Origin of the sequence: Paracoccus sp. ME4 (assembly GCF_046736325.1) — a bacterium.
Taxonomy (GTDB): domain Bacteria; phylum Pseudomonadota; class Alphaproteobacteria; order Rhodobacterales; family Rhodobacteraceae; genus Paracoccus.
The window spans coordinates 2,440,001-2,466,962 of the sequence record NZ_CP151276.1 but is presented as its reverse complement, the minus strand read 5'-3'; the positions used below and the strand labels follow the sequence as shown (position 1 = coordinate 2,466,962).

The following is a 26,962-nucleotide window of genomic DNA, read 5'->3' as shown; positions in this document are numbered from 1 at the left end:
CGCGAACCGGCCCCCGCGGGCCGGTCCTGAAAGACGAACTGGCGGGGTTTCCCCCGCCAGCATCGGATCACTCGGCTTCGGCCGGGGCGGCGGCCTTCTTGGCCTTCTCCTCGGCGCGGGCCTTGGCTTTCTTGCCCGGCTCGGCCTTCTTCATGTTCTTGCGCTCGGCCTTCTCCTTGACGCCGGCGGCTTCCAGGAAGCGGGCGACGCGGTCGGTGGGCTGTGCGCCCTGGCCCAGCCAGTACTGGATGCGCTCGACATCCATCTTCACGCGCTCTTCGCTGTCCTTGGCCAGCAGCGGGTTGTAGGTGCCCAGCTTCTCGATGAAGCGGCCGTCGCGCGGCATGCGCGAATCGGACGCGACGATGGCGTAATGCGGGCGCTTCTTGCTGCCACCACGGGCCAGGCGGATCTTCATGGACATGGGTCGTCTCCTTGGGTTGGTCGTCCGGTCAGGACTGATAATGCTCGTGGTGCCGAATGACTTCGGCGATCACGAAGGTCAGGAATTTGCGCGCGAATTCCGGGTCGAGATCGGCCTCGCGCGCGAGGCGTTCCAGGCGTTCGATCTGGCTTGCCTCGCGCGAGGGATCGGACGGCGGAAGGTCGTGGTCGGCCTTGAGGCGGCCGACGGATTGGGTGTGCTTGAAGCGTTCGGCCAGCGTATAGACCAGGATCGCGTCCAGGCGGTCGATGCTGGCGCGGTGGTCCTTCAGCAGGGCCGCGGCACGGGCGGTGGCGTCGGTCATGCGGCCTCCGGGCTGTGACGATAGACGATGCAGGGGTGGTCGAAGACCGGGGTCGCGGCCGCCCGGTCGCGGACCGCGCCAAGCCGTTCGGCCAGCGCGATCGAGCGGGCGTTCTCCGGGTCGATGTAGCTGACCGCGGTGGTCCAGCCCAGGTCGCGGAAGGCGTGCTCGCGCGCGGCGCGGGCGGCCTCGGCCACCAGGCCCTTGCCCTCCACCGCCTGCGACCAGGCGGTCCAGCCCAGCTCACGCTCGGGCCAGCCGTCCGGATACCACGGGCCGACCATGCCCAGAGGCAGATCCTCCTGCCCCTTGAGGCAGAAGACGAACATCCCGAAACCGCGCATCACCCAATGGCCCGTCAGATGGCCGAAGGCCCGCCAATAGGCGCCGGGCTTGGGCTCGGTCGTGCCGCCGCCCACGAAGCGCGCGCGGTCGGACTGATAGAAGCTGCGCCAATGCGGCCAGTCGCCGCCCTGCGGCGCGCGCAGGATCAGGCGTTCCGTCTCCAGAACCGGGGTGGGGGACAGGGTGATCATTTCTTGCCGAACAGGTTGCCCAGGCCCGAAGGCAGGCCCGCACGGCCCAGCTGCCCGCCCAGCCCCTTGGGATCGGCCAGCATCTTCTGGGCCTCGGCCATCTTGGCGGGGTCCAGGTTCTCCATGTCGGGCAGGCCGCCGCCCTTGCCGGTCATGGCGCGCATGGCCTGCTTCATCAGCCCGCCCTTGCCCATCTTGCCCAGCTTCTTCATCGTGTCGGCCATCTGCTTCTGCATCTTCAGCAGCTTGTTCAGATCGGCCACGTCCAGGCCCGCGCCGGCGGCGATGCGCTTCTTGCGGCTGGCCTGCAGGAGGTCCGGGTTGGCCCGTTCCTTCTTGGTCATCGAATTGATCAGGGCGATCTGGTGGCGGACGACCTTGTCGTCATAGCCCGCGGCCTCGGCCTGCTTGGCCATCTTGGCCATGCCGGGCATCATCCCCATGACCGAGGACATGCCGCCCATCTTCTGCATCTGCTCCAGCTGGCCGCGCAGGTCGTTCATGTTGAAGAGGCCCTTCTGGAACCGCTTCATCATGCGTTCGGCCTGCTCGACTTCCAGGACCTGCTGGGCCTTCTCGACCAGGGCCACGATGTCGCCCATGCCCAGGATGCGGCCCGCGACGCGGCTGGCGTCGAAGGTCTCCAGCGCGTCCATCTTCTCGCCCAGACCCACGAAGCGGATCGGCTTGCCGGTCACGGCGCGCATCGACAGGGCGGCACCGCCGCGCCCGTCGCCGTCCATCCGGGTCAGCACCACGCCGGTCACGCCGACCTTGGCGTCGAACTCGGTCGCGACGTTCACGGCGTCCTGGCCGGTCAGGCCGTCGACGACCAGCAGCGTCTCGCGCGGGTTCGCGATGTCGCGGACCTGCTGGACCTGGGTCATCAGCGCCTCGTCGATATGCAGGCGGCCGGCGGTGTCCAGCATCACCACGTCATAGCCGCCAAGCGAGGCCTGCGTCTTGGCGCGCTGCGCGATCTGCACGGCGGTCTGGCCCATCACGATGGGCAGCGTGTCGACGCCGATCTGCTGGCCCAAGATGGCCAGCTGCTCCATCGCGGCGGGGCGGTTGGTGTCCAGGGACGCCATCAGCACGCGCTTCTTCTCGCGGTCCTTCAGGCGCAGGGCCAGTTTCGCGGTGGTGGTGGTCTTGCCCGAACCCTGCAGGCCGACCATCAGGATGGCGGCGGGCGGGTTGTCGATGCGCAGCGCCTCGGGGGCGTCGTCGCCCTGCAGGACGCGGATCAGCTCGTCATGGACGATCTTGACGACCTGCTGGCCGGGGCTGACCGATTTGGTGACCGCGGCGCCGGTGGCCTTGGCGGTGACCGCCTTGACGAAGTTGCGTGCCACCGGCAGCGAGACGTCCGCCTCCAGGAGGGCCACGCGCACCTCGCGCATGGCGGCGGTGACGTCATCCTCGGACAGGGCGCCCTGCTTGGTCAGCCGGTCGAAGACGCCGCCCAAACGGTCGGAAAGGTTCTCGAACATGGCCGGGCCTCCTATGGCTCCAAAACGGTGATGCCCCCGTGGGCGCAACGCGCTGACGGGGGGCGATCCCCACGATCGGCGCGGGGACCGGAAGGCGGCGCTTCCGGAAGTCGCAGGTCTTGTACAGCGCAAGGCAGGGCCTGTCAACGCAGGCCCCGCGCCTCAGCGGACCGCAATGTTGATGGGCAGGGCGAATCGTCGCTCCGCGCCTGCCATGTCCGGCGGAAAGGGCGGCATGCGGTCCATCCCGCGCAGGGCACCGAGGACGACGGCATCCGCCGCGGCATCAAAGGACGACCGCAGGCGTTCGACCGCCAGGATGGTGCCGTCCGACGCGACGGTGATCGTCACCTCGATCCGTCCCGCCTGGACGGGGGACCGGGTGGTCATCAGCGCGTCGCGCCCCGTGCGCATCGCATTGACGCGCAGCAGATCGCCCCATTCCGTCACCGTCCCGGGGCGCTGCATGCCGATCTCGGCGAAGGAGGTCTGCGCCCAGGCAGGAAGGGCAAGCGGCGCCGCCCCCATGCTCAGCGCCGCCGCGAGGCCGCCGGCCGCGATCCGCCGCGCGACCGTCATTGGCGGACGGTGCCGATCTGGAGCGTGACCGATTGCACGGCCTCGGGCATGTCGGGGGTGAAGGGCGGGATGCCAAGATCGCGCGACAGGGCGCGGATCAGCGATGCGTCCAGCGACGGCCGCCCCGACCCCTGCAGCAGCGCCACGTCGCGCAGCGTGCCGTCGCGGCCGATGTCCAGGCGGACGACCATGCCGACCGACCGGGCGGTTCCCGCGCTGGCCAGCGCGGAGTTCGCACGGCGCAGCGCGAGGCCCGGAGCGCGGTCGGTCTCGCGCTCCCACTCGGCGCGGGTCTGGACCGACCGCTGGCCTCCGAAGGAGGATTGGGCCTGCGCGGCGGTGGGGTGGAAGGGACCGACGGGGGCGGTCAGGATCAGGGCGGTCGCAAGCGTCAGAGCGACACGCAGGACAATGGGGCGCATGAAAAAGGTCCGGTGAGAATGAGCGGTTTGCCCATTCCGCACCGGACCCGGATGCGTGCCAGAGCCCCCGCGATCAGGCGGCGATTTGGTCCATCGCCTGTTGCGCGCGCGCCATGCCGGCCTCGCGGTCGAAGGCCAGGCCGTCGGCGGGCACGAAGGTCACGTCGGTGATGCCCAGAAAGCCCAGCATGTGGCGCAGATAGCCCGATGCGTGGTCCATGTCCGACCCGATCGGCGTGCCGGCGGCGGTATAGGCCACGATCGCGCGCTTGCCGGTCAGCAGGCCTTCGGGGCCGGCCTCGGTATAGCGGAAGCTGACGCCCGCGCGGGCGATCTGGTCCAGCCAGGTCTTCAGCTGCGAGGGCAGCGAGAAGTTGTAGATGGGCAGGCCGATGACCAGCGTGTCCGCAGCCTGGACCTCGGCCAGAAGCGTGTCCGAGGTGCGGATCTGGGCCTGCTCCTCAGGGCTGGGGTCGTCGGTGCCGACACGGACGGCCTTGAACCAGGCGCTGTCGATGACCGGAACCTCGTCTGCGGCCAGGTCGCGATATGTGACGGTGGCGGCCGGGTCGGCGGCGGTCAGCCGCGACACGATCTGCGCGGTCAGGCTGCGCGAGACCGAGGCGTCGCCGGTGATGGCGCTGTCGAGATGAAGGATGTGCATGGCGTGCTCCGATGCGGCTAATTCTGCATTGCAGCAGATTTAGGTCTATGCACCGGCGAACGGTAGGGCGATAGTTGCGCAATCATTGTGCGGGGATGCACATGCAGATCGAATCCTGGGACGATATCCGCGTGGCGCTGGCCGTGGCACGCCATGGCACGGTCAGCGGCGCGGCCGCCGAACTGGGCGTCCATCACGCCACGGTCATCCGCCGCATCGACGCGCTGGAGACGGCGCTGCACGCGCGGCTGTTCCAGCGCCACACACGCGGATACGCGCTGACCGAGGCGGGCCGGACGCTGCTGGGCGCGGCGGGTGCCGCCGAGGAGCGCTTTGCCCAGATGGCAGCCCAGATCGCCGGGGCTGGAGAGCGGATCGAGGGCGCGCTGATCATCACCGCGCTGCCCGAGCTGATCGACCTGGTCATGCCGCGCCTGATCCCGCTGCTGGAGCGGCATCCCGACCTGCGCGTGACCTATGTCACCGATGCGCGCCTGTTCCGCCTGGATGCCGGCGAGGCGCATATCGCCATCCGCGGCGGCCCCGAGCCGACCGAGCCCGACTATGTCGTGCGACCCCTGGGGCGGCTGCCGCAATGCCTCTATGCCGCGCCCGCCTATCTGGAGCGTCACGGCCCGGTGGAGGACCCGCGCGCGCACCGATATGCGCTGCCCGGTCCCGAGGCGCGGGGCGCGCCCGCCATGCGCTGGCTGGAGGGGCGGATCGGCCCCGAGAACATCCTGCTGACCGCGAACGAGGCCGCGGCCCGCGCCGCCGTGGTGCGGGCGGGGCTGGCGGTGGGTCTGCTGCCCGACCGCCTGGCCGAGGGGCTGGTGCCCGCGCTGCGGCTGCCGGAATGGGAATCGGCGCTGTGGCTGGTCACGCATGTCGACCTGCACCGCACGCCCAAGGTCCAGGCGGCGCTGGCGGCGCTGCGCGGCGGCTAGGGCTTTCGCCCCTGCGCGCCTTGGGGCAGGGTGCGCGGCGAGGAGGACCACCCATGACCCGACCCGTCAGCCGCTTTCCCGTGCCCGATCTGGACGACATGCCGACCGACCTGCGCGACGCGATCCTGCGCGTGCAGGAGAAGTCGGGCTTCGTGCCCAACATCTTCCTGGCGCTGGCGCATCGCCCGGCCGAGTTCCGCGCCTTCTTCGCCTATCACGACGCGCTGATGGACAAGGCCGACGGCCTGAGCAAGGCCGAGCGCGAGATGATCGTGGTGGCCACCAGCGGCCTGAACCAGTGCCTCTATTGCGTGGTCGCGCATGGGGCGATCCTGCGCATCCGGGCGCGCGATCCGCGCATCGCCGACCAGCTGGCCGTGAACTGGCGCAAGGCCGACCTGAGCCCGCGTCACCGCGCCATGCTGACCTATGCCGAGCGCGTGGCCATCGCCGCCCAGCAGATCGGCCCCGAGGATCACGCGGCACTGGCCGAGGCCGGGTTCAGCCGGGACGAGGCCTGGGACATCGGCGCCATCGCGGCCTTCTTCGCCATGTCGAACCGGCTGGCCAATGCGGCCGACCTGATGCCGAACGACGATTTCCTGATGCTGGGCCGATGAGCCTCGCCGCAGCCCCCGCCATCAGCGCCCGGATGAGCGCCCGCGACTGGGCGCTGATGGGGCTGCTGTCGCTGATCTGGGGCGGGTCGTTCTTCCTGATCGCGGTGATCGTCGGTCACATGCCGGTCTTCTGGGTGGTCGGCCTGCGCGTCGGCATCGCGGCGGCGGTGCTGTGGGGCGTCGTGCTGATCGGCCGGCGGCCCCTGCCGCGCGGGGTGGGGCTGTGGGGCGCCTTCGTGGTCATGGGGGTGCTGAACAACGTCATCCCCTTCAGCCTGATCGTGCTGGCGCAGCAGCAGATCCCGGCGGGGCTGGCGTCGATCCTGAACGCCACGACGCCGCTGTTCACGGTGCTGGTCTCGACCATGGTGCTGGCGGATGAGCGGGCCGGTCTGATGCGGCTGGGGGGCGTGCTGCTGGGCCTGGGCGGGGTGGCGGTGATGATCGGGCTGGACAAGGCCGCGGGGCAGGGCCATCCGCTGTGGCCGCAGCTGGCGATGCTGGGCGCGGCGGTCAGCTATGCCTGCGCCGCGGCCTTCGGTCGGCGGTTCCGGGCGCGCGCGGTCGATCCGCTGGTCTCGGCGGCGGGGATGGTCACGGGATCGGCGCTGGTGCTGCTGCCGCTGGCGCTGTGGCAGCACGGGCTGCCGCCCGCGGCACCGGCGCGCGTCTGGCTGGCGCTGGGCGCGCTGGGGCTGGTCTGCACGGGGCTGGCCTATGTGCTGTTCTTCCGCATTCTGGCGCGGGCGGGGGCCACGAACATCTCCCTCGTGACATTTCTGGTGCCGGTCTCGGCGATCCTGCTGGGCTGGCTGTTCCTGGACGAACGGCTTGGGGCCACGCAGCTTCTGGGCATGGCCGTGATCGGGCTGGGTCTGGCGATGATCGACGGCCGCCTGATCGGACGCCGGTCGCCGCCCGGCTAGGGCCGTGGTGGCCGGGTGACACCCCCTGCGCCCGCCGATCCGGGCGGGTTCCCATCCGCAGGCCCCGCCGCTACGGTCGCGCCCAGGGACAGGACAAGAGGCGGCCAGTGGCGCATATCATCGTCGTCGGAAACGAGAAGGGCGGCTCGGGCAAGTCCACCACCTCGATGCATGTGGCCACGGCCCTGGCGCGGATGGGGCATCGCGTCGGGGGGCTGGATCTGGATGTCCGCCAGCGCAGCTTCGGGCGGTATCTGGAGAACCGCGCGGCGTTTCGCGCCCGGCGCGGGATCGATCTGCCCATGCCGGTCATGGCGCAGGTGGGCGAGGGGCCGGACCCGCTGACCCCGGCGCTGGAGCTGCTGGAGCGGCAATGCGACTTCATCCTGCTGGACTGTCCCGGATCGCATACGAAGCTGAGCCAGATGGCGCATACCGTGGCCGACACGCTGATCACGCCGCTGAACGACAGCTTCGTGGATTTCGACCTTCTGGCGCGGCTCTCGCCCGAGGGCGAGGTGCTGGGCCCGTCGATCTATGCCGAGATGGTGTGGAACGCCCGCCAGCTGCGCGCGCAGGCAGGCGCAGGGCCGATCGACTGGCTGGTGCTGCGCAACCGTCTGGGCACCCAGCAGATGCACAACAAGCGCAAGGTCGGCGGCGCACTGGCGGCCCTGTCCAAGCGGATCGGGTTCCGCGTCTCGCCGGGGTTCTCGGAACGCGTGATCTTCCGCGAGCTGTTTCCCAACGGGCTGACGCTTCTGGACCTGAAGGATGCCGGGACCGAGACGATGAGCATGTCCCACATCGCCGCCCGGCAGGAGTTGCGCGACCTGATCGGAGAGCTGCGCCTGCCGGGTGTCGCGGTCACGTTCTGACGCGATGCGCCCCGTCCCGCGCGTGGCGGGCCGGGGACGCACCCGATGTCAGGCGGCGCCCTGCAGGCGCTGGCCTTCGCGGCGGCAGAAGGAATCGGCGACCTCGACCGACATGGTGTCGGGACGGCTGATCGAACGGTCCCAATCGGTCATGCCACGCGTGTAGAGCTGACAGGTGACGGTGCCGTTGGGGGTCTGGACGGCGACCGGCTCGCTCTCGAAATTGGCGGGTGAGCAGGCGGCCAGAAGCGCGGCGGACAGCGCGCAGGCGGAAACAATACGCAACATCAGAATCATCCCTTTCAAAGGCGGTTGCCCGCGGTTTCGGTGACAGGCAGGCATGCCATGGTCGTTCCGACCCGCCCGAATGCACCGACGGCGACGCTAGGTTAGCGCCGCCGTCCCTGTCGAGATGTCTTTAAGGAGAATGCCGTGCATCGGCCCGTCAGGCCAGCATGCCAACCGGGTTCTCCAGGTGCTGCACGATGGCGTCCAGCAGCTGGGCGCCAAGTGCGCCGTCGATCACGCGGTGATCGACCGACAGCGTCATCGACATGACGTTGCGGACCACGACCTCGCCCTTCTCGACGACGGGGGTGGGGATGCCCGCACCCACGGCCAGGATCGCGCCATGCGGCGGGTTGATGACCGCGTCGAAGTTCTCGATCCCGAACATCCCGAGGTTGCTGATCGCGAAGCTGCCGCCCTGGTATTCATGCGGGGCCAGCTTCTTCGACTTGGCGCGCGCGGCCAGATCCTTCATCTGCGCCGACAGCGCCGACAGGGTCTTCTGATGCGCGTCCTTCAGCACCGGCGTGAACAGCCCGCCCTCGATAGCCACGGCCACGGCCACGTCAGACGGCTTGAGCTTGAGGATGCGATCCCCCGCCCAGACCGCGTTCGCGTCCGGCACCTGCTGCAGCGCCAGGGCGCTGGCCTTGATGATGAAGTCGTTGACCGACAGCTTGACGCCGCGAGCCTCCAGCTGCTTGTTCAGCGTGGCGCGGAACTCCATCAGCGCATCCAGCTTGGCCGAGCGGCGCAGGTAGAAATGCGGGATGGTCTGCTTGGCCTCGGTCAGGCGGGCGGCGATGGTGCGGCGCATGCCGTCCAGCGCGACCTCCTCGGTCTCGCGGTCGGCATACATCTTGAGGATCGCATCGGCCGACGGGGCCTTCGGGGCTGCGGCGGCGGCAGGGGCCGGGGCTGCCTTGGCCTCGGACGAGGCGGCGGCTGCGGCCGCGGTGGGCTTGGCGGCACCGGGCTGCGCGTTCTCGACATCGGCCTTGACGATGCGGCCATGCGGGCCGCTGCCCTGGATCTGGCTCAGGTCCAGACCCTTGTCTTTGGCGATGCGCCGCGCCAGGGGCGAGGCGAAGACCCGGTCGCCCTTGGGCCCGTCGGCCTTGGCGTCACCGGCCTTCGCGTCACCCGCGACCGGCGCGCCGATCGGGCCGCCATAGCCCTTCTCGGCCGGGGCGGGTTCGGCATCCGCCTTGGGGGCGGCGGCCTTGGGCGCCTCGATGTCGCCAGCCTCCTCGCCGTCCTCCAGCAGGACGGCGATGGCGGTGTTGACCTTGACCGCCGAAGTGCCCTCGGCGATCAGGATCTTGCCGATGCGGCCTTCATCGACGGCCTCGAACTCCATCGTGGCCTTGTCGGTCTCGATCTCGGCGATCACGTCGCCGGACTTGACTGTGTCGCCTTCCTTGACCAGCCACTTGGCCAGCGTGCCCTCCTCCATCGTCGGGGAGAGGGCGGGCATCAGGATTTCCGTGGGCATCGCGCAGCTCCCTTACTTGTAGGTGACTTTTTTCACGGCTTCGACGATCTCGGCGGGCGTGATCAGCGCGTGCTTTTCCAGGTTGGCGGCATAGGGCATCGGCACGTCCTTGCCGGTGCAGCAGATGACCGGCGCGTCCAGATAGTCGAACGCGTTCTCCATCAGATAGGCCGAGATGTGGTTGCCGATGGCGCCCACGGGGAAGCCCTCCTCGACGGTCACGCAGCGGTTGGTCCGCTTGACCGACGACAGGATGGCGTCATAGTCCAGCGGCCGCAGGGTGCGCAGGTCGATCACGTCGGCCTCGATGCCCTGTTCGGCCAGCGTCTTGGCGGCCTCCAGCGCATGGGCCACGCCGATGCCGAAGCTGACCAGCGTCACGTCGTCGCCCGAGCGCACCGTGTTGGCCTTGCCGAAGGGGATGGTGAAATCCTCCAGGTCCGGCACCTCGAAGCTGCGGCCGTACAGGATTTCGTTCTCCAGGAAGATCACCGGGTTCGCGTCGCGGATGGCGGTCTTCATCAGGCCTTTAGCGTCGGCCGCGCTGTAGGGCATCACGACCTTGAGGCCCGGAATGGCCGCATACCAGGCGGCATAGTCCTGGCTGTGCTGCGCGCCCACGCGGGCGGCGGCGCCGTTCGGGCCGCGGAACACGATCGGGCAGCCCATCTGGCCCCCCGACATGTACAGCGTCTTGGCGGCCGAGTTGATGATGTGGTCGATCGCCTGCATGGCAAAGTTGAAGGTCATGAACTCGACGATCGGGCGCAGGCCGGCCAGGGCCGCGCCCGTGCCGATGCCGGCAAAGCCGATCTCGGAGATGGGCGTGTCCACGACGCGGCGGGGGCCGAACTTCTCCAGCAGGCCCTGGCTGATCTTGTAGGCGCCCTGGTATTCGCCCACCTCCTCGCCCATCAGGAAGACGGTCTCGTCGCGGTCCATCTCTTCGGCCATGGCCTCGCGCAGGGCTTCCCGCACGGTCATGGTCTTCATCTTGGTGCCCTCGGGCCAGTCGGGGCTGCGGGGCTTTGGCTGCGGGGTCACGACCTGCTCGATGGCGGATTCGCCGGGCTGGGCGCCCTCGTCCTTCTTCGGCGCGGCCTCGGCGGGCTTGGCCTCGGCCTTGGGGGCGGGGGCCGCGTCGGCATCCTCGCCCTCCTCGACCAGGACGGCGATGGGGGTGTTCACGGCCACGCCCTGGGTGCCCTCGGCCACCAGGATCCTGCCCATGATCCCCTCGTCGACGGCCTCGAACTCCATCGTGGCCTTGTCGGTCTCGATCTCGGCGATGATGTCGCCGGACTTGACCGCGTCACCTTCCTTCTTCAGCCATTTCGCAAGCGTGCCTTCCTCCATGGTCGGCGACAGGGCGGGCATCAGGATTTCGGTTGCCATGTGATGTCATCCCCCTCAGGCGTGTTCTTCGGCGCTGCCCTGGGGCAGGTCTTCGGCATAGATGTCGGTCCACAGCTCCTCGAGCGCGGGCTCGGGGCTCTCCTTCGCGAACTCGGCGGAATCGTTGACGATGTCCTTGATTTCCTTGTCCAGCGCCTTGAGATCCTCCTCGGTCGCGTGCTTGCCGGTCAGCAGCATCTCGCGGATGTTCTCGATCGGGTCACGCTCGTCGCGCATCTTCTGGACCTCCTCGCGGGTCCGGTACTTGGCCGGGTCGGACATCGAGTGCCCGCGATAGCGATAGGTCATGACCTCCAGGATGTAGGGGCCCTTGCCCGCGCGGCAATGCGCCACGGCCTTCTCGCCGGCGGCCTTGACGGCCAGCACGTCCATGCCGTCCACCTGCTCTCCGGGAATGCCGAAGGCCTCGCCGCGACCGAAGAAGGTGGTCGATTTCGTGGAGCGCTTGACGCTGGTGCCCATCGCGTACTGGTTGTTCTCGATCACGAAGACGACCGGCAGGTCCCACAGCTCGGCCATGTTGTAGGTCTCGTAGACCTGGCCCTGGTTCGCGGCGCCGTCCCCGAAATAGGTGAAGGTGACGTTGTCATTGCCCAGATACTTGTCGGCAAACGCCAGGCCCGCGCCAAGCGGCACCTGCGCGGCCACGATGCCATGCCCGCCATAGAAGTGCTTTTCGCGGCTGAACATGTGCATGCTGCCGCCCTTGCCCTTGGAATAGCCGCCCTCGCGGCCGGTCAGCTCGGCCATGACGCCGCGGGCTTCCATGCCGCAGGCCAGCATGTGGCCGTGGTCGCGATAGCTGGTGATGCGCTTGTCGCCCTGCTTGGCGCAGGCCTCCAGCCCGACCACCACGGCCTCCTGGCCGATGTACAGGTGGCAGAAGCCCCCGATCAGGCCCATGCCATACAGCTGGCCGGCCTTTTCCTCGAATCGGCGGATCAGCAGCATGTCACGATAGTATTTCAGCAACTCGTCCTTCGAGACGTTCGAAGGGGCCTCCTGCTGGGGGCTGGGTTTCCTGGCCATGCGGCATGTCCTCCTGGATGGCGGATAGTTCAGCGTTAAACTATCCGTAGCGCATCGCCGCGGACCGTGCAATGCCGCCCCTCAGCGCAGCAGCACCTCGTCCGCGCGCAGCAGGCCCAGCACCTCGCGGGCGCGTTCGTCCAGAAGGTCCAGGTCCAGATAGTCGTCCGACAGGCGGCGGGTCAGGTTCTGCATCCGCGCGACCTCGGCGCGCAGCTGGTCGCGGCTGGCCTGAAGCTCGACCGTCTCGGCCTGGATCTGGATGCGGCGCAGGATGCCCGACGGCCCCTGCACGGCGGCATAGGCGAAATAGAGCCCCGCCAGCACGGTCAGGATCAGGAAGACGGTGGCTCCGATGGAGAGGCGTTGCGGCATGGCGGAATCCTTGAGGGCCGGGCGATCATGCCACAGCGCAACCGTCGGGGGAATCCCCCGTCACAGGGCGTGCTGGCGGAACATCGCCTCCAGCCGGGCGGCCTCCTCGGACAGGCTCCAGGGCGGGTTCACGACGATCATCCCCGATCCGACCATCGAATGGCCGGGACGCGCGGGCGCGAAGGCCACCTCCGAAAGCAGCGCGTCGGGAAAGTCGCTGGTCAGCTGCGCGGTCATGGCCATGTGGCGGTGATCGGTCAGGATGGGATACCACAGCGCGATCACGCCGACGTTCCATTTGCGCGCGATCAGCCCGATCTGGCGCGGGATCGCGGCATAGTCGGCCTTGACCTCATAGCTGGGGTCGATCAGCAGCATGCCGCGCCGCGGCTCGGGCGGGCAGACGGCCTGCGCCATCGCGAATCCGTCCTGATGGTGGATGGTCGCGAAACCCGCCACGCGGCGCAGCGCCTCATGTTCGGCCGGGTGCAGTTCCGCCAGATGCGCCCGGTCGCCGAAGCGGAGGAAATGCCCCGCGATCAGCGGCGATCCCGGATAGGTCAGCGGTCCGCGCAGCGCCCGGATGGCCGTCAGCGCGCGCATCAGCGGATGCTCCGCGCCCAGCCAGCCCTCGGCGTCCGCGCGGCGGATGCCGGACAGGGCCTCGCCGGTCTTCAGCGCCTCGGGGGCGTCGAGATCGTACAGGCCGCGCCCTGCATGGGTCTCGAGGTAGGTGAGCGGCTTGTCCTTGCGGGTCAGATAGTCCAGCGCGGCCGCCAGCAGCGCGTGCTTGTGCAGGTCGGCCAGGTTCCCGGCATGATAGGCATGTTGATAGCTGAGCATCCCGCAGCCTTAGCGCGCCCGCGCCGCGGGGGAAAGGTCCGGGGTGGCGTCAATCGTCGCTGCGGCGGATCTCGGACTTGCTCTTGAGGACCTTGGCGCCGTCCTCCTGCTCGATCAGGTAGGCGGGCTGATCCGGGCTGGCCTCGCGCTTGATCTTGCTGCCCTTGATCGTGCGCTCCACATCCTTGGTGAAGATCTCGGCGATCGTGCCGGAAGCGGTGCTTCCCGACCAGTCCCATTCGACCTTGGTTTCCTTGCGCAGCATGACGGCCCCCTTCGGTGTGACCCGTGGGACAAGCCGCATGACGCCGGTCGGGTTCCTGAAACGAAAAAGCGGCGGCACCCAGGGAGGAGGAGGGGTGCCGCCGCTGAACGCTGGCCCAGGGAGGAGGAGGGGCCGCGTATGGGTCGCGGTGCCGGCCAGGGAGGAGGAGAGGCCACCACCGCTAACGATCGGGCAGGGAGGAGGAGAGCCCGTCGTATCCGGTGCCGCGATCGAGGCGGCTATGAGGGCGCGGCGACCTCCAGGGAGGAGGAGGGAGGTCGCCGCTGAACGCTGGCCCAGGGAGGAGGGAGGGGCCGCGTATGGGGTGCGGTAGGGCCAGGGAGGAGGAGAGGCCGTACCGCCAGCGCCAGATCCGGGAGGGAGGAGGAGAGGACCCGGCGCATTCGGTTGCCGCAGATGGGGCGGCTATGCTTTGTGCGGCGACCCCTTGGGAGGGAGGAGCGGGGCCGCCGCATTTGCCTGAGAAACCCGGGGAGGAGGATCGGGTTCCCGGCATTCTTTGGGCGGCACCCCAGGGAGGAGGAGGGGGTGCCGCCGTTCCCGGGCCCGAGGGAGGAGGACGGGCCGGGAATGCGAATTCTTAGCGGTTCGAACCCCAGGCCGCTTCGTGGGCCAGGCGGGTGATCATCGAGCGGCTGATGCCCAGATCGTCGAGATCGCGGGTGGTCAGCGCGTTCAGTTCACGCACGGTCTGGCGGTACACGGCGCGGCGGGCGCGGTTCTCCTGCATCCGCTGGATCGCTGCCATGAGGCGGCCACGCGGGCCGGAAGCGGCGGCGGCGTTCTGGGCATGGGCGATAACAGCCATTGTCGTATCCTTTCGGTTCATCTCGTCTGCGCCGTTCCCGGATTGGCCCGGCGTTTCGTTGAGTTGAAGATGGCGCTATCGGCCCCGATCCACAACCGACGCTTTCGTAATGCTGCCATGCAGCAATTGCATAGCCAAGGCTGACCTATCGTCCGCTTTCATCATGAAATAGTGACATAAAATTGACACAGTACATCTGTTAGCGATCACGCTGCATTGGCAAAAATGCGGGCGTTTGAAAGCGGTTAGCGCCGGGCGGCACGGATTGTCGCAGGGGGTGTTGAGGGTCGCGCTTCTATGCTTCATGCTGCCGGACACACAAGACACAGGTCCCTCACATGCCCGTCACCCGCGACACGATCCTCTCGGCCATTTCCGACATTGCGCTTCCGCAGGGGGGCAGCCTGGGTCAGGCGGACTTGGTGCGGGCCCTGACCATCGACGGAGAGACGGTGCGATTCGTCCTGGAGGTCGAGAACGCCGCCACCGCCCGCGCAATGGCGCCGGTCGAGGCCGAGGCCCGTGCCCGGCTGGAGCGTCTGCCCGGCGTGGGCAAGGTCCAGATCGTGATGACCGCCCCCGCCAATGCCGCGCCGCCCAAGGCGGTCTCGGGGCAGGGCGCGGCGCCGTCGCTGAAGATCGGCGGTCATCCGACGCCCCAGGCCGGGCCGCAGGCGATCCCCGGCGTGCGCCACATCATCGCCGTGGGGTCGGGCAAGGGGGGCGTGGGCAAGTCCACGGTCACCTCCAACCTGGCGGTGGCGCTGGCGCGGGCGGGGCGCAAGGTGGGTCTGCTGGATGCCGACATCTATGGCCCGTCGCAGCCGCGGATGATGGGCGTGTCGGGCCGTCCCGCCAGCCCGGACGGACAGCGGATCGACCCGATGCACGCGCATGGCGTGACCGTCATGTCGATCGGCCTGATGCTGAAGGAGGGCGAGGCGCTGGTCTGGCGCGGCCCGATGCTGATGGGCGCGCTGCAGCAGCTGCTGCAGCAGGTGAACTGGGGCGAACTGGACGTGCTGCTGATCGACCTGCCGCCCGGCACCGGCGACGTGCAGCTGAGCCTGTGCCAGAAGGCGCCCGTCACCGGCGCGATCATCGTCTCGACCCCGCAGGACGTGGCGCTGCTGGATGCGCGCCGGGCGATCGACATGTTCGGCAAGCTGAAGACCCCCGTCCTCGGCCTGGTCGAGAACATGTCCACCTATGTCTGCCCGAACTGCGGGCACGAGGCGCATCTGTTCGGCCATGGCGGCGTCGCCGCCGAGGCCGAGGCGCTGAACCTGCCCTTCCTCGGCGCGCTGCCGCTGGAGCTGGAGGTCCGGCTGGCCGGTGATTCGGGGCGGCCTGTCGCCTTGGGCGACGGTGCCGTGGCCCAGGCCTATGCGCGTCTGGCCGACCGTCTGGTGCAGGGCGGCATCGCCTGAAACGGCTGGTCGCGGCCCGCGCGGGCGGCCGATCCCGGGAAATCACGGGACGCTTGGGAAAGCACGGGACGGGCGGTCGCGATTTCGTGACCGCCCGTGAGAATGGGGATCATGATTCATCCGGCGGCGCGGAGTTTCGGCTTGCACAGCCGTGAACTGTGGTGAATTCGCCCCACTGGCCGGGAAACTGCCGCGCCGCCGCATCTTCTAGATATGGTGTGCCTTTCTGGCAACGCTACCATAAATGGCAGGGTTCGCGCCGCAGCGCCTGTTTCGGTTGATTCGCGGGCAGCCGATCGCTGCGGCGGATAACGGCTGGTGGCCCAAGAATACCGTTGCTTCCCGTAAAATCCCATGTCACAACCGGATCACGAAAACGGGCAGGAATGGGGCGCCAAGACCCCTGACAGGCGAAGCAGAGTTCATACAGGCAACCGTTTTCCAACATAGTCGGCCCCCTAGCGCGAGCAGCACCTCCCCCAGGTGGCGCGGGCGGGCCGGCAACCACCCCGCAAAGGGGCCCGGGTAATCGGGAACGAGGGCGGCGGATCGGGCAGTGGCAGCGGCCCGATCCGCCCTTTCTCTTTCGGACGACCCGAAAGAGCGGACAGTGAGGGCGGGCGCAAGGTGGCGCGAAAGTTCAGAGGCACCGAAACCGTCAAGGTGGATGGCAAGGGTCGGATGTCGATCCCCGCCCGCCTGCGGCGCGTCTTCGATGCCGGGGACCCGTCCTTTGCAGGCGCCAACACCGGACGCACGCAGCTGGTGGCCGTCTATGGCCCCGACTGGTGGAACTGGATCGAACTCTACACCATCGAGGCGATCGAGGAGATCGACGAGCAGATCGACCGCCTGACCCGCGGCAGCCAGGAACGGCGCTGGCTGGAGCTGCTGATGAACGGCCAGTCCACCGATCTCGAGATCGACCGCGAGGGCCGCCTGGTCCTGCCCGCGAAGCTGCGCGACAAGCTGGGCTTCGGCGAGGGCACCGAGACGGTCTTTGAATCGCGCGGCGACTACATCCAGGTCTATCACCCGGAGTCGCGCCCCAAGGATGTGCAGGCGCTGGAGGATTTCGCCGCCAGCAAGGGCCCCGAATTCGATCCGCGCGCCTTCCTCGACCAGCAGACCGGAGGCTGAGCGATGGCCGATCCGCATATTCCCGTCCTTCTGGCGCCGCTGCTGCGGGCCGTGGCCCCGGTGCGCGGCACCTGGATCGACGGCACCTTCGGTGCCGGCGGCTATGCGCGCGGCCTGCTGGAGGCCGGGGCGGATCAGGTCATCGGCATCGACCGCGATCCGTCGGTCTTCGCCATGGCCGAAGGGTGGCGCGGCGCCTATGGCGAGCGGCTGCGGCTTGTCGAGGGGACGTTCTCGGACATGGACCGGCTGGCCGGGGGGCCGGTGGACGGGGTGGTGCTGGACCTGGGCGTCAGTTCGATGCAGCTGGACCAGGCCGATCGCGGGTTCTCGTTCATGCGCGACGGGCCGCTGGACATGCGGATGGGCGGCGACATCCCCTCGGCGGCCGATCTGCTGAACGGCGCGACCGAGGCGCAGATCGCCGACGTCCTCTATCACTATGGCGAGGAGCGCGCGGCGCGGCGCATCGCGCGCGCGATCGTCGCGGCCCGACCGCTGAGCCGCACGGCGGAGCTGGCGCAGATCGTGGCCTCATGCCTGCCGCGCCCGAAGCCCGGCCAGAGCCACCCCGCCACCCGCAGCTTCCAGGCGATCCGCATCTGGGTGAACGACGAGTTCGGCCAGCTGGTCGCGGGCCTCTCGGCGGCGGAACGCGCGCTGCGCCCGGGCGGCCAGCTGGCCGTGGTCAGCTTCCATTCGCTGGAGGACCGCATCGTCAAGCGCTTCCTGCAGGCGCGTTCCGATGCCGGTGGCGGCGGCAACCGCTATGCGCCGGTGACAAAGACGGTCTCGCCCGCCTTCACGCTGCCCTTCCGCCGCGCCATCGGGCCGGACCCGGATGAGCTGGACCTGAACCCGCGCGCGCGGTCCGCGCTGCTGCGGGTCGGGCTGCGCACCGATGCGGCGGCCGGATCGGTCGATGCGGCGTCCCTGGCGATGCCCGCCCTGCCGGGAGGTGGCTGATGCGGTCGCTGGCCTATCTGGGCTGCGTGCTGGCGGTCATGGGCATGGCCTTCTGGGCCTATCGTGAGAATTACGCCACACAGGCCGCCATCGGCCAGATGTCCCAGGTCCAGCGCGAGATCGCCGGCCTGCGCGAGGAGCTGGGCGTGCTGCGCGCGGAATGGGCCTTCCTGAACCGGCCCGACCGGCTGCGTCAGCTGGTCGACCTGAACTTCGAGCGTCTGCAGCTGGTGCCGGTCGAATCGGGTCAGCTGATGGATCTGGACCAGATCGACTATCCCAAGCCGCCGGCCCCGCCCGACATGATGTCGGACCTGTTGCCCGACACCGACCCTGCCGAGGAGTCCCAGCCATGATCCGCACCCCTCTGCGCCCCCTGGCCCGCATCCTGCGCGCCCGCGAACGCGGCGACAATCCCGACGACATCGAGGCCGAGAACCGCCGCCGCCGCCACGAGGAGATCCAGGACCGCGCCCGGCGCCGCGCCGAGAAGCGGCTGATCGTCATGGCGGGCTGCTTCCTGCTGGCCTTCGGCACGGTGGCGGTGCGCATGGGCACGCTGGCCTCCAGCGAGCCCTCCGAGCCGCGCGGCCAGGTCCTGTCGGCGCAGATCATCTCGCAGCGCGCGGACATCACCGACCGCCGGGGCCGGGTGCTGGCCACGAACCTGCTGACCCATTCGGTCTATGCCCATCCCCATCAGATGATCGACCCGGTCCGCGCGGCCGAGGGTTTGGCGCGGATCTTTCCCGACCTGGACCAGGAGCGCCTGACCCGCGACTTCACCGGCGACCGCAAGTTCATGTGGATCAAGCGCAAGATCAGCCCCGAGCAGATGCAGGCCGTCCACGACCTGGGCGAGCCGGGCCTGCTGTTCGGCCCGCGCGAGATGCGCATCTATCCCAATGCCGATCTGGCCAGCCACATCCTGGGCGGCTCGGGCTTCGGCAACGAGGGCGTGGCCAGCGCCGAGGTGATCGGCGTCGCGGGCGTCGAGAAGGCCTTCGACGCGTGGCTGCGCGACCCCGGCAACGAGGGCGCGCCCCTGGCCCTGTCCATCGACCTGACCCTGCAGCAGGCGATGGAGGACGTGCTGGCCTCGGGGATGACGCTGATGAACGCCAAGGGCGCCACCGGCATCCTGATGGAGGTCTCGACCGGCGAGATCCTGGCCATGGCCAGCCTGCCCGATTTCGACCCCAACGACCGTCCCCGCCCGCTGCTGACCGGAGAGCCCTCGGACAGCCCGCTGTTCAACCGCGCGGTGCAGGGTCAGTACGAGCTGGGCTCGACCTTCAAGATCTTTCCCGTCGCGCAGGCGCTGGATCTGGGGCTGATCAACCCCTCCAGCGGCATCAACGCGCAGGCGCCCATGCGCATCGGGCGCTTCCTGATCAACGACTTCCACAATTACGGCCGCGAGCTGAGCGTGACCGACGTCATCGTCAAGTCGTCGAACGTGGCGACGGTGCGCATCGCGCAGATGATCGGCCCGGACCGCCAGCGCGAGTTCCTGGAGAAGCTGGGCCTGTTCGTGCCGACCCCCATCGAGATGGTCGAGGCGCCCACCGGCCAGCCGCTGGTGCCGACGCGCTGGCCCGCGGTGACCGCAGCCACGGTCAGCTTCGGGCACGGCCTGGCCGCCAGCCCCCTGCACCTGGCCGTCGCCTATGCGACCATCGCCAACGGCGGCAAGCGCGTGACGCCGACGCTGGTCCATGGCCGCCAGCGCCCCGAGGGCGAGCAGATCATGTCGCCGCGCGCCGCGGCCATGGCGGTGGACATGCTGCGCCAGGTGGTGACCCGCGGCACCGCCCGCCAGGCGGAGGTTCCGGGCTATGAGGTCGCGGGCAAGACCGGCACCGCCGACAAGCCCCGCGCCGCCGGCGGGTATTACGAAAACAAGGTCATCGCGACCTTCGCCTCGACGTTCCCGGCCAGCGACCCGAAATACGTGTTGATCGTCGCGCTGGACGAGCCCTCGACCACGATCAACGGCACCCAGGTGCGCACCGCCGGCCACACGGTCGTCCCCGTCTCGGCCGAACTGATCCGCCGCGTGGCCCCGCTGCTGGGGCTGGAGCCGGTCACCGACGAAAACCTGCCGACGATCACCGCGCGGTTCGAACCGCGTGTTGAACCCGGCGCGGAGGCTGCGGTAAGGCTCGTCGCAAATCAATGATGGGTGGGACTGTGGACAAGGACGACGTGACGCTGTCGCAGCTGGGGCTGCGCGCCCCCGGTGGGCGTGACCCGCACATCACCGGGCTGTCCATCGACAGCCGAACAGTCAAGCCGGGCCATCTGTTCGCGGCCCTGCCGGGATCGGCGGTCCATGGCGGCGAATTCATCCAGTACGCGCTGCGCATGCAGGCCGCCGCCGTGCTGACCGACCGTCAGGGCGCCGAGATCGGCGCCGAGGCGCTGGCAGGATGGAACGGCGCGCTGATCGTGGCCGAGGACCCGCGCGCCGCCTTCGCGGGCGCCGCATCGCTGTGGTTCGCCGATCAGCCCGACCATGTCGTGGCCGTCACCGGCACCAGCGGCAAGACCAGCGTGGCCAGCTTCACCCGCCAGATCTGGCAGGCCTTGGGCCACAAGGCGATCAGCCTCGGGACCATGGGGGTCGAGGGCGATCACCAGGCGAAGCTTGCCCACACCACCCCCGATCCCCTGACCCTGCACCGCGTCCTGGCCGAGGCGGTCGCCGCGGGCGTCACCCATGCCGCGATGGAGGCCTCCAGCCACGGTCTGGACCAGCGCCGCCTGGACGGGGTGCGGGTCGAGGCCGGGGCCTTCACCAATTTCAGCCAGGACCACCTGGATTACCACGCGGGCTTCGACGAATACTTCGCGGCCAAGGCGCTGCTGTTCAACCGCGTGCTGGAGGATGGTGCGGCTGCCGTCATCAACATCGACAGCCAGCGCGGCCGCCAGATGGCCGAGATCGCCACCGATCGCGGCCTGGCGCTGACCACCATCGGCACGGGCGACAACGCGATGCTGCGCATCCTGGGCCAGCGGTACGACGCGACGGGGCAGGATCTGCGGTTTTCGGTGATGGGGCAGGCGCATCTGGTGCGGCTGCCGCTGATCGGCGGGTTCCAGGCCGAGAACGTGCTGGCCGCGATGGGCCTGTGCCTGGCCGCGGGCGACAGCGCCGAGGACATCCTGCGCGTGCTGCCGCAGCTGACCACCGTGCGGGGCCGGATGCAGCTGGTCGCGCAGCGCGACAATGGCGCGGCGGTCTTCGTCGATTACGCGCATAAGCCGGGCGCCGTGGTCGCCGCGCTGCAATCGCTGCGCCCGCATGTGATGGGGCGCATCGTCTGCATCATCGGCGCGGGCGGCGACCGCGACCGGGGCAAGCGCCCGCTGATGGGCGAGGCCGCGCGCGATCATGCCGACGTGGTGATCGTGACCGACGACAACCCCCGGACCGAGGACCCGGCCCTGATCCGCGCCGCCGTCATTGGCGGCGCCGGTCCCGACGCGACCGAGGTCGCCGACCGGGCCGAGGCGATCCTGCGCGGCGTCGATGCGCTGCAGCCGGGCGACGCGCTGCTGATCTGCGGCAAGGGCCATGAGACCGGCCAGATCGTGGGGCAGGACGTCTATCCCTTCGACGATGCCGAACAGGCCTCGGTCGCGGTCGCGGCACTGGACGGGCGGATATGAGCCTCTGGACCTCCGACGATGCCGCCGCCGCCACCGGCGGGCGGGTGACAACCGCATGGACCGCGACGGGCGTGTCCATCGACACGCGCACCATCGCCCCCGGCGATCTGTTCGTGGCCTTGCAGGCCGAACGCGATGGGCATGATTTCGTCGCGCAGGCCCTGGCCAAGGGGGCGGCCGCCGCGCTGGTCAGCCGCATCCCCGAGGGCGTGGCGCCGGACGCGCCGCTGCTGGTGGTGCCGGACGTGCTGCGCGGCTTGGAGGATATGGGCCGGGCGGGACGGGCGCGCATGGCGGGCCGGGTCATCGCCATCACCGGCTCGGTCGGCAAGACCTCGACCAAGGAGATGGCGCGGACCGCGCTGGCGGGGCAGGGCGTCATCCACGCGGCCGAGGCCAGCTACAACAACCATTGGGGCGTGCCGCTGACGCTCGCGCGCATGCCCGCCGCGACCGATTTCGCGATCATCGAGATCGGCATGAACCATCCGGGAGAGATCGCGCCCCTGTCGCGCATGGCGCGTCCGCATGTGGCGCTGATCACCACCGTGGCCGCCGCCCATCTGGAGGCCTTCGGCGCGATCGAGGGCATTGCCCGGGAGAAGGGCGCGATCTTCGAGGGGTTGCAGCCCGTGGGCCACGCGATCCTGCCCGAGGATCTGCCCGTGACCCAGATCCTGCGCGACTGCGCGGACCGGGCCGGCGCTGTCGTAGTGGGATTTGGCGAACACGGCATGGCGCGACCGCTGCGCATCGTGCCGCAGGGTGGCGCGCTGTCCTGTCATGCGCGCATCATGGGCGACACGCTGGCCTTCACCCTGCCCACCACGGGGCGGCATTTCGCGATGAACGCGGTCGGCGTGCTGGCCGCGCTGGCGGCGGCGGGGGCCGACCTGGCGCAGGCGGCGGCGCATCTGTCCGACTGGCGCCCCCCGGAGGGGCGCGGCGCGGTCGAGGATCTGGGCGACATCCGGCTGATCGACGACGCCTTCAACGCGAACCCCGCGTCGCTGGCCGCAGGGCTTGCGACGCTGGCGGGTCTGGAGGGCGGACGGCGCGTGGCAATCTTGGGCGACATGCTGGAGCTGGGCGCCGATGAGGCCGCGATGCACCGCGCCGTGGCCGACGACCCGGCCATGGCCGCGGTCGATCTGGTCCATTGCGCGGGCCCGCGCATGCGCCACCTGTTCGCCGCGCTGCCCCAGGGGCGGCGCGGCGTCTGGGCCGAGACGGCGGCCGAGCTGGCCGCCCAGGCCCCCGACCTGATCCGCGCGGGCGATATCGTCCTGGTGAAAGGATCGAAATCCTCGCGGATTTCGGCGGTCGTCGGCGCCCTGCGCGCCCGCGCCGCCCAAGACAAAGGATAACGCCATGCTCTACTGGCTCAGCAACCTGTCCGAGGGCGGGGACTTCTTCAACCTGTTCCGCTACATCACCTTCCGGGCGGGGGCCGCGTTCTTCACGGCGCTGTTCTTCGGCTTCATCTTCGGGCGGCCGCTGATCAACTATCTGCGCCGCGTCCAGAAGAAGGGCCAGCCCATCCGCGACGACGGCCCGCAGAGCCATCTGGCCAAGGCCGGGACGCCCACCATGGGCGGGCTCTTGATCCTGTCGGCGCTGCTCTTCTCCACGCTTCTGTGGGCGCGGCTGGACAACGGCTATGTCTGGATCGTGCTGCTGGTCACGGCGGGCTTTGCCGCGATCGGCTTCGCCGACGACTATGCCAAGGTCACCAAGCAGAACACCAAGGGCGTCAGTTCCCGCACCCGGATGCTGCTGGGACTGGCCATCGCGGCCCTGGCGGGGCTGGCGGCGTCGCTGCTGCACCCCGAGGCGCTGACGAACCAGCTGGCTTTGCCGATCTTCAAGGATACGTTGGTCAATCTGGGCCTGCTGTTCGTGCCCTTCGCGATGATCGTGATCGTGGGTTCGGCCAATGCGGTGAACCTGACCGACGGCCTGGACGGGCTGGCCATCATGCCGGTGATGATCGCGGCGGGAACGCTGGGCATCATCGCCTATACGGTGGGCCGGGTGGACTTCACCGAATATCTGGGCGTGCACCATGTGCCGGGCACCGGAGAGATCCTGATCTTCGTCTCCGCCCTGATCGGCGGCGGGCTGGGCTTCCTGTGGTACAACGCGCCCCCGGCCGCGGTCTTCATGGGCGATACCGGCTCGCTGGCCTTGGGCGGCGCGCTGGGCGCCATCGCTGTCGTCACCAAGCACGAGATCGTCCTGGCCATCGTCGGCGGCCTCTTCGTGGTCGAGGCGCTGTCGGTCATCATCCAGGTCCTCTATTTCAAGCGCACCGGCAAGCGGGTCTTCCTGATGGCCCCCATCCACCACCATTTCGAGAAGAAGGGCTGGGGCGAGGCGCAGATCGTCATCCGCTTCTGGATCATCGCGCTGATCCTGGCGCTGATCGGTCTGGCGACGCTGAAGCTGCGCTGACCCACCCATCGCTGTCGCAAGGAGCCTGCCATGATCCCCGTCCAGGGCGTTGAGAACCAGACGATCGCCGTGCTTGGCCTGGGGCGGTCGGGCACCGCGACGGCGGCGGCTTTGGCCGCGGGGGGTGCGACGGTCGTCGCCTGGGACGACGGCGTCGACACGCGCGCCAGCGCGGAGGCCGCGGGCCTGACGCTTCTGGACCTGACGCGCGAAGCGAATTGGGCCGGGGTGCGGGCGCTGATCGTCAGCCCCGGCATTCCGCATCTCTATCCGCGGCCCCATCCGGTCATCGCGATGGCGCTGGAGCTGGGCGTGCCGGTGGACAACGACATCGGCCTGTTCTTCCGCAGCTATGCGTCCGAGGATTGGGACGGCTTCGACCGGGCGCCCCGCGTCGTGGCGGTGACCGGGTCTAACGGGAAATCGACCACGACGGCGCTGATCCACCATATCCTGTCAGAATGCGGACGCCCGGTGCAGATGGGCGGCAATATCGGGCGGGGCGTGCTGTCGCTGGACCCCGCGCAGGACGGAGAGGTCGTGGTGCTGGAGCTGTCCAGCTATCAGACCGACCTCGCGCGCGCGCTGACCCCGGATGTGGCCGTCTTCACCAACCTGTCGCCCGACCATCTGGACCGCCATTCCGGCCATGGCGGCTATTTCGCGGCCAAGCGTCGTCTGTTCGCCGAGGGCGGTCCCGACCGCGCCGTGATCGGCGTGGACGAGATCGAGGGGCGCTATCTGGCGGGACAGCTGTCGATGGGACCCGCCGACGACCGGGTGATCCGCGTGTCGTCCGGGCAGAAGCTGGACGGCGCGGCCTGGTCGGTCTTTGCCCGCAAGGGGTTCCTGTCGGAATACCGCAAGGGTCGGCAGGCGGCGTCGATCGACCTGCGTGCGATCCAGGGCCTGCCCGGCGCGCACAACCACCAGAACGCCTGCGCGGCCTATGCGGCCTGCCGGGCACTGGGACTTGCCCCGCGCGAGATCGAGGCGGCGCTGCACAGCTTCGCGGGCCTGCCGCATCGCAGCCAGACCGTGGCCGAGATCGGCGGCGTCCGCTATGTCAACGACAGCAAGGCCACCAATGTCGATGCCGCCGCCAAGGCGCTGCAGGCCTTTCCCCGCATCCGCTGGATCGCCGGGGGCCTGGGCAAGGAGGGCGGCATCGCGGCGCTGCAGCCGCATCTGGGCGCGGTGGCCAAGGCCTATCTGATCGGCCATTCGGCCCGCGACTTTGCGCTGGAGATCGGCCAGACCCCGCACGAGATCTGCGAGACCATGGAGCAGGCCGTGGCCCGCGCCAGCGCCGAGGCCGAGCCGGGCGACACCGTGCTGCTGGCCCCGGCCGCGGCCAGCTTCGACCAGTATCCCAACTTCGAGAAGCGCGGCGAGGATTTCCTCCGGCTGGTCCGCGCGCTGGCCTAGGGCCAGTCGGGGGCGCGCTTCTCCAGGAAGGCGGCGATGCCCTCGGCGGTTTCCGGCAGGGCCAGGTTGCGGCACATGACCTCGCCTGCGGCGGGATAGGCCTGGGGCAGGGGCAGGCCGCGCTGCGCGTGAAACGCCGCCTTGCCCATGCGGATCACCGCGGCGGGCTTGGCCGCGATGCTGTCGGCCATGGCCATGACGCGCGCCTCCAGTGCCTCGGCGGGGACGACATGGTTGATCAGGCCCAGTTCGGCCGCGCGCGCCGCGGGGATGAAGTCGCCGGTGGTCAGCATCTCGAACGCCGCTTTCGGCGGGACGACGCGGGTCAGCGCGACCATCGGCGTGGTGCAGAACAGGCCGACCGCCACGCCGTTCACGCCGAAGCGCACATTGTCGGCCGCCACGGCCAGGTCGCAGGACGCCACCAGCTGGCATCCCGCCGCCGTGGCCACGCCCTGCACCTGCGCGATGACCGGCTGGGGCAGGGCAGGGATCATCTGCATCAGCGCCGCACAGCGGTCGAAGAGATCGCGCATCCGCTCCTGTCCCCGGTCGCCGTCGCGCTGCATGGCCTGCAGCGCGCGCAGGTCGTGCCCGGCCGAGAAGGCCTTTCCCTCCGCCGCCAGCACCACGACCCGGATCGCGGGATCGTCGCCCACCTGGCGCAGCGTCGCGGCCAGCGCGTCGATCATGGTCTCCGACAGGGCATTGTAGGTCGTGGGGCTGGACAGCGTCAGGCAGGCCACCGCCCCCCTGTCGCGTCGCGTCACCGGCTGGTCCACCTTGATCTCCTCCGCATTTGCGGAAAGCCTAGGCGCCGCGGGCCCGGACGGTAAAGGCCCAAGGGAGAGAGCATGGCGTTGATGATGGATGCAGGCGCGCTGAACGCGTTCCTGGCGCGCGAGTTTCCGCAGGTCGCGACCGGCTACCGCGTCGAGCATGCCGAGGAGGGGCTGCTGACCGCCCGGCTGATCGTGTCCGAGGATCACCTGCGTCCGGGCGGGACGGTCAGCGGCCCGTCGATGTTCGCGCTGGCCGATCTGGCGATCTATTGCGCGATCCTGTCGCGGATCGGGCCGGTGGCGCTGGCGGTGACGACGAACGCCTCGATCGACTTCATGCGCAAGCCTGCGGCGGGGGTCGATCTGCTGGCCGATTGCCGGCTGCTGAAGCTGGGCCGGGTGCTGGCGGTGGCGGATGCGCTGATCCGCTCGGAGGGGCAGGATCAGCCGGTGGCGCGCTGTTCGATGACCTATTCGATTCCGCCGAATGCAGGCCAGATCAGCGGCCTAAGCTGAGGTATTTTGATACCTATCTTTCAAGGTATTGATTTGGCGCGGTTAATCTGTGCGCCCGGGTCTTGACGCAGGCGGGGCAATCTTCGATACACCCCCATCTCGAATGCACACGACCCTGAAGGGACGACAGATGAAAACCTATACCGCGAAACCGGCGGAGATCGAGAAGAAGTGGATCCTGATCGACGCCGAGGGCGTCGTTCTGGGCCGCCTC

31 protein-coding genes and 1 pseudogene (1 of these 32 only partly in view) are annotated in these 26,962 nt (G+C 69.3%); 16 read left to right on the top strand and 16 right to left on the bottom strand.

Features of this window, described 5'->3' with window-relative positions:
• Positions 1–67 precede the first annotated feature (67 nt).
• From rpsP to AACG61_RS12500, 7 genes are all read right to left on the bottom strand, one after another.
• Positions 68–424: a 30S ribosomal protein S16 gene (gene rpsP / locus AACG61_RS12530; protein ID WP_411837452.1), complete on the bottom strand. Its 357-nt coding sequence runs from the start codon at positions 422–424 to the stop codon at positions 68–70.
• 28 nt (positions 425–452) lie between these two features.
• Positions 453–749, bottom strand: coding sequence for a chorismate mutase (locus AACG61_RS12525; protein ID WP_119887517.1), 297 nt, complete (start codon positions 747–749; stop codon positions 453–455).
• Positions 746–1,285 (bottom strand): GNAT family N-acetyltransferase, encoded by a 540-nt coding sequence (locus AACG61_RS12520; RefSeq protein WP_411837451.1) that lies wholly within the window; start codon positions 1,283–1,285, stop codon positions 746–748. Before AACG61_RS12520 ends, AACG61_RS12525 begins: the two co-directional genes overlap by 4 nt.
• Positions 1,282–2,778, bottom strand: a complete 1,497-nt coding sequence (ffh, locus tag AACG61_RS12515; protein WP_411837450.1) for a signal recognition particle protein — start codon at positions 2,776–2,778, stop codon at positions 1,282–1,284. Before ffh ends, AACG61_RS12520 begins: the two co-directional genes overlap by 4 nt.
• A 162-nt stretch (positions 2,779–2,940) precedes the next feature.
• The gene (locus AACG61_RS12510; RefSeq protein WP_411837449.1) at positions 2,941–3,357 is read right to left on the bottom strand and encodes a TonB family protein; all 417 of its coding nucleotides are present in this window, start codon (positions 3,355–3,357) and stop codon (positions 2,941–2,943) included.
• A complete protein-coding gene (locus AACG61_RS12505; RefSeq protein WP_411837448.1) occupies positions 3,354–3,779 on the bottom strand; it encodes a TonB C-terminal domain-containing protein in 426 nt (141 codons plus the stop codon). The genes AACG61_RS12510 and AACG61_RS12505 overlap by 4 nt, the downstream gene beginning before the upstream one ends.
• A gap of 73 nt (positions 3,780–3,852) precedes the next feature.
• Complete coding sequence (locus AACG61_RS12500; protein WP_411837447.1) at positions 3,853–4,443, bottom strand: FMN-dependent NADH-azoreductase; 591 nt, start codon at positions 4,441–4,443, stop codon at positions 3,853–3,855.
• A 101-nt stretch (positions 4,444–4,544) separates the two neighbouring features.
• Here AACG61_RS12500 and AACG61_RS12495 point away from each other — a divergent pair, with 101 nt between their 5' ends.
• The 4 genes from AACG61_RS12495 (at position 4,545) to AACG61_RS12480 (ending at position 7,814) form a co-directional block, all read left to right on the top strand.
• Positions 4,545–5,390, top strand: coding sequence for a LysR family transcriptional regulator (locus AACG61_RS12495; RefSeq protein WP_411837446.1), 846 nt, complete (start codon positions 4,545–4,547; stop codon positions 5,388–5,390).
• A 53-nt stretch (positions 5,391–5,443) separates the two neighbouring features.
• Positions 5,444–6,010 (top strand): peroxidase-related enzyme, encoded by a 567-nt coding sequence (locus tag AACG61_RS12490; RefSeq protein WP_411837445.1) that lies wholly within the window; start codon positions 5,444–5,446, stop codon positions 6,008–6,010.
• Entirely contained in the window at positions 6,007–6,936 is a 930-nt protein-coding gene (locus tag AACG61_RS12485) for a DMT family transporter (protein ID WP_411837444.1), read from the top strand. Before AACG61_RS12490 ends, AACG61_RS12485 begins: the two co-directional genes overlap by 4 nt.
• 107 nt (positions 6,937–7,043) lie before the next feature.
• Positions 7,044–7,814: a division plane positioning ATPase MipZ gene (locus tag AACG61_RS12480; RefSeq protein ID WP_411837443.1), complete on the top strand. Its 771-nt coding sequence runs from the start codon at positions 7,044–7,046 to the stop codon at positions 7,812–7,814.
• A 48-nt stretch (positions 7,815–7,862) separates the two neighbouring features.
• Here the strand turns inward: AACG61_RS12480 and AACG61_RS12475 are convergent, their stop codons facing one another.
• From AACG61_RS12475 to AACG61_RS12440, 8 genes are all read right to left on the bottom strand, one after another.
• Positions 7,863–8,102, bottom strand: coding sequence for a hypothetical protein (locus AACG61_RS12475; protein WP_411837442.1), 240 nt, complete (start codon positions 8,100–8,102; stop codon positions 7,863–7,865).
• Positions 8,103–8,259: 157 nt separating this feature from the next.
• The gene (locus AACG61_RS12470) at positions 8,260–9,597 is read right to left on the bottom strand and encodes a pyruvate dehydrogenase complex dihydrolipoamide acetyltransferase (RefSeq protein ID WP_411837441.1); all 1,338 of its coding nucleotides are present in this window, start codon (positions 9,595–9,597) and stop codon (positions 8,260–8,262) included.
• 12 nt (positions 9,598–9,609) lie between these two features.
• On the bottom strand, positions 9,610–10,992 hold the full coding sequence (locus tag AACG61_RS12465; RefSeq protein ID WP_411837440.1) for a pyruvate dehydrogenase complex E1 component subunit beta: 1,383 nt from the start codon (positions 10,990–10,992) through the stop codon (positions 9,610–9,612).
• A gap of 15 nt (positions 10,993–11,007) precedes the next feature.
• A complete protein-coding gene (gene pdhA / locus AACG61_RS12460; protein WP_411837439.1) occupies positions 11,008–12,042 on the bottom strand; it encodes a pyruvate dehydrogenase (acetyl-transferring) E1 component subunit alpha in 1,035 nt (344 codons plus the stop codon).
• 81 nt (positions 12,043–12,123) lie between these two features.
• Complete coding sequence (locus AACG61_RS12455; RefSeq protein ID WP_411837438.1) at positions 12,124–12,417, bottom strand: FtsB family cell division protein; 294 nt, start codon at positions 12,415–12,417, stop codon at positions 12,124–12,126.
• 60 nt (positions 12,418–12,477) lie between these two features.
• Positions 12,478–13,260 (bottom strand): 23S rRNA (adenine(2030)-N(6))-methyltransferase RlmJ, encoded by a 783-nt coding sequence (rlmJ, locus tag AACG61_RS12450; protein WP_411837437.1) that lies wholly within the window; start codon positions 13,258–13,260, stop codon positions 12,478–12,480.
• Between the two features lie 49 nt (positions 13,261–13,309).
• The gene (locus AACG61_RS12445; protein ID WP_411837436.1) at positions 13,310–13,525 is read right to left on the bottom strand and encodes a DUF2945 domain-containing protein; all 216 of its coding nucleotides are present in this window, start codon (positions 13,523–13,525) and stop codon (positions 13,310–13,312) included.
• A gap of 601 nt (positions 13,526–14,126) precedes the next feature.
• A complete protein-coding gene (locus AACG61_RS12440; RefSeq protein ID WP_411837435.1) occupies positions 14,127–14,354 on the bottom strand; it encodes a DUF1127 domain-containing protein in 228 nt (75 codons plus the stop codon).
• A 338-nt stretch (positions 14,355–14,692) separates the two neighbouring features.
• On the opposite strand from AACG61_RS12440, the gene AACG61_RS12435 reads away from it, so the two are divergent.
• The 10 genes and pseudogenes from AACG61_RS12435 to murD all read left to right on the top strand — a co-directional run bounded on the left by AACG61_RS12435 (position 14,693) and on the right by murD (position 25,450).
• Positions 14,693–15,784 carry a P-loop NTPase gene (locus AACG61_RS12435; protein ID WP_411837434.1) on the top strand — a complete coding sequence of 364 codons (1,092 nt, stop codon included), beginning with the start codon at positions 14,693–14,695 and terminating at the stop codon, positions 15,782–15,784.
• Positions 15,785–16,267: 483 nt separating this feature from the next.
• Positions 16,268–16,465 (top strand): annotated as a pseudogene (locus tag AACG61_RS12430) (hypothetical protein); the annotation flags it as partial.
• Positions 16,466–16,924, top strand: a complete 459-nt coding sequence (locus AACG61_RS12425) for a division/cell wall cluster transcriptional repressor MraZ (RefSeq protein WP_411839551.1) — start codon at positions 16,466–16,468, stop codon at positions 16,922–16,924.
• 3 nt (positions 16,925–16,927) lie between these two features.
• Positions 16,928–17,890, top strand: coding sequence for a 16S rRNA (cytosine(1402)-N(4))-methyltransferase RsmH (gene rsmH / locus AACG61_RS12420; RefSeq protein WP_411837433.1), 963 nt, complete (start codon positions 16,928–16,930; stop codon positions 17,888–17,890).
• Positions 17,890–18,246 carry a cell division protein FtsL gene (locus AACG61_RS12415; protein ID WP_411837432.1) on the top strand — a complete coding sequence of 119 codons (357 nt, stop codon included), beginning with the start codon at positions 17,890–17,892 and terminating at the stop codon, positions 18,244–18,246. The genes rsmH and AACG61_RS12415 overlap by 1 nt, the downstream gene beginning before the upstream one ends.
• Entirely contained in the window at positions 18,243–20,072 is a 1,830-nt protein-coding gene (locus tag AACG61_RS12410; protein ID WP_411837431.1) for a peptidoglycan D,D-transpeptidase FtsI family protein, read from the top strand. Before AACG61_RS12415 ends, AACG61_RS12410 begins: the two co-directional genes overlap by 4 nt.
• Positions 20,069–21,568: a UDP-N-acetylmuramoyl-L-alanyl-D-glutamate--2,6-diaminopimelate ligase gene (locus AACG61_RS12405; RefSeq protein ID WP_411837430.1), complete on the top strand. Its 1,500-nt coding sequence runs from the start codon at positions 20,069–20,071 to the stop codon at positions 21,566–21,568. Before AACG61_RS12410 ends, AACG61_RS12405 begins: the two co-directional genes overlap by 4 nt.
• The gene (locus AACG61_RS12400; protein WP_411837429.1) at positions 21,565–22,935 is read left to right on the top strand and encodes a UDP-N-acetylmuramoyl-tripeptide--D-alanyl-D-alanine ligase; all 1,371 of its coding nucleotides are present in this window, start codon (positions 21,565–21,567) and stop codon (positions 22,933–22,935) included. The genes AACG61_RS12405 and AACG61_RS12400 overlap by 4 nt, the downstream gene beginning before the upstream one ends.
• A gap of 4 nt (positions 22,936–22,939) precedes the next feature.
• On the top strand, positions 22,940–24,022 hold the full coding sequence (gene mraY, locus AACG61_RS12395) for a phospho-N-acetylmuramoyl-pentapeptide-transferase (RefSeq protein WP_411837428.1): 1,083 nt from the start codon (positions 22,940–22,942) through the stop codon (positions 24,020–24,022).
• Between the two features lie 30 nt (positions 24,023–24,052).
• Entirely contained in the window at positions 24,053–25,450 is a 1,398-nt protein-coding gene (gene murD, locus AACG61_RS12390) for a UDP-N-acetylmuramoyl-L-alanine--D-glutamate ligase (RefSeq protein WP_411837427.1), read from the top strand.
• Here murD and AACG61_RS12385 read toward each other — a convergent pair.
• Complete coding sequence (locus AACG61_RS12385) at positions 25,447–26,232, bottom strand: enoyl-CoA hydratase (RefSeq protein ID WP_411837426.1); 786 nt, start codon at positions 26,230–26,232, stop codon at positions 25,447–25,449. The genes murD and AACG61_RS12385 overlap by 4 nt on opposite strands.
• A 72-nt stretch (positions 26,233–26,304) precedes the next feature.
• Here AACG61_RS12385 and AACG61_RS12380 point away from each other — a divergent pair, with 72 nt between their 5' ends.
• Both AACG61_RS12380 and rplM read left to right on the top strand, forming a co-directional pair.
• Positions 26,305–26,748: a PaaI family thioesterase gene (locus AACG61_RS12380; protein WP_411837425.1), complete on the top strand. Its 444-nt coding sequence runs from the start codon at positions 26,305–26,307 to the stop codon at positions 26,746–26,748.
• Between the two features lie 130 nt (positions 26,749–26,878).
• Positions 26,879–26,962: the 5' portion of a 50S ribosomal protein L13 gene (rplM, locus tag AACG61_RS12375; protein WP_411837424.1), read on the top strand. Its footprint extends 381 nt past the window's final position; only the first 84 of its 465 coding nucleotides appear in the window; the start codon lies at positions 26,879–26,881; the stop codon falls past the right edge of the window.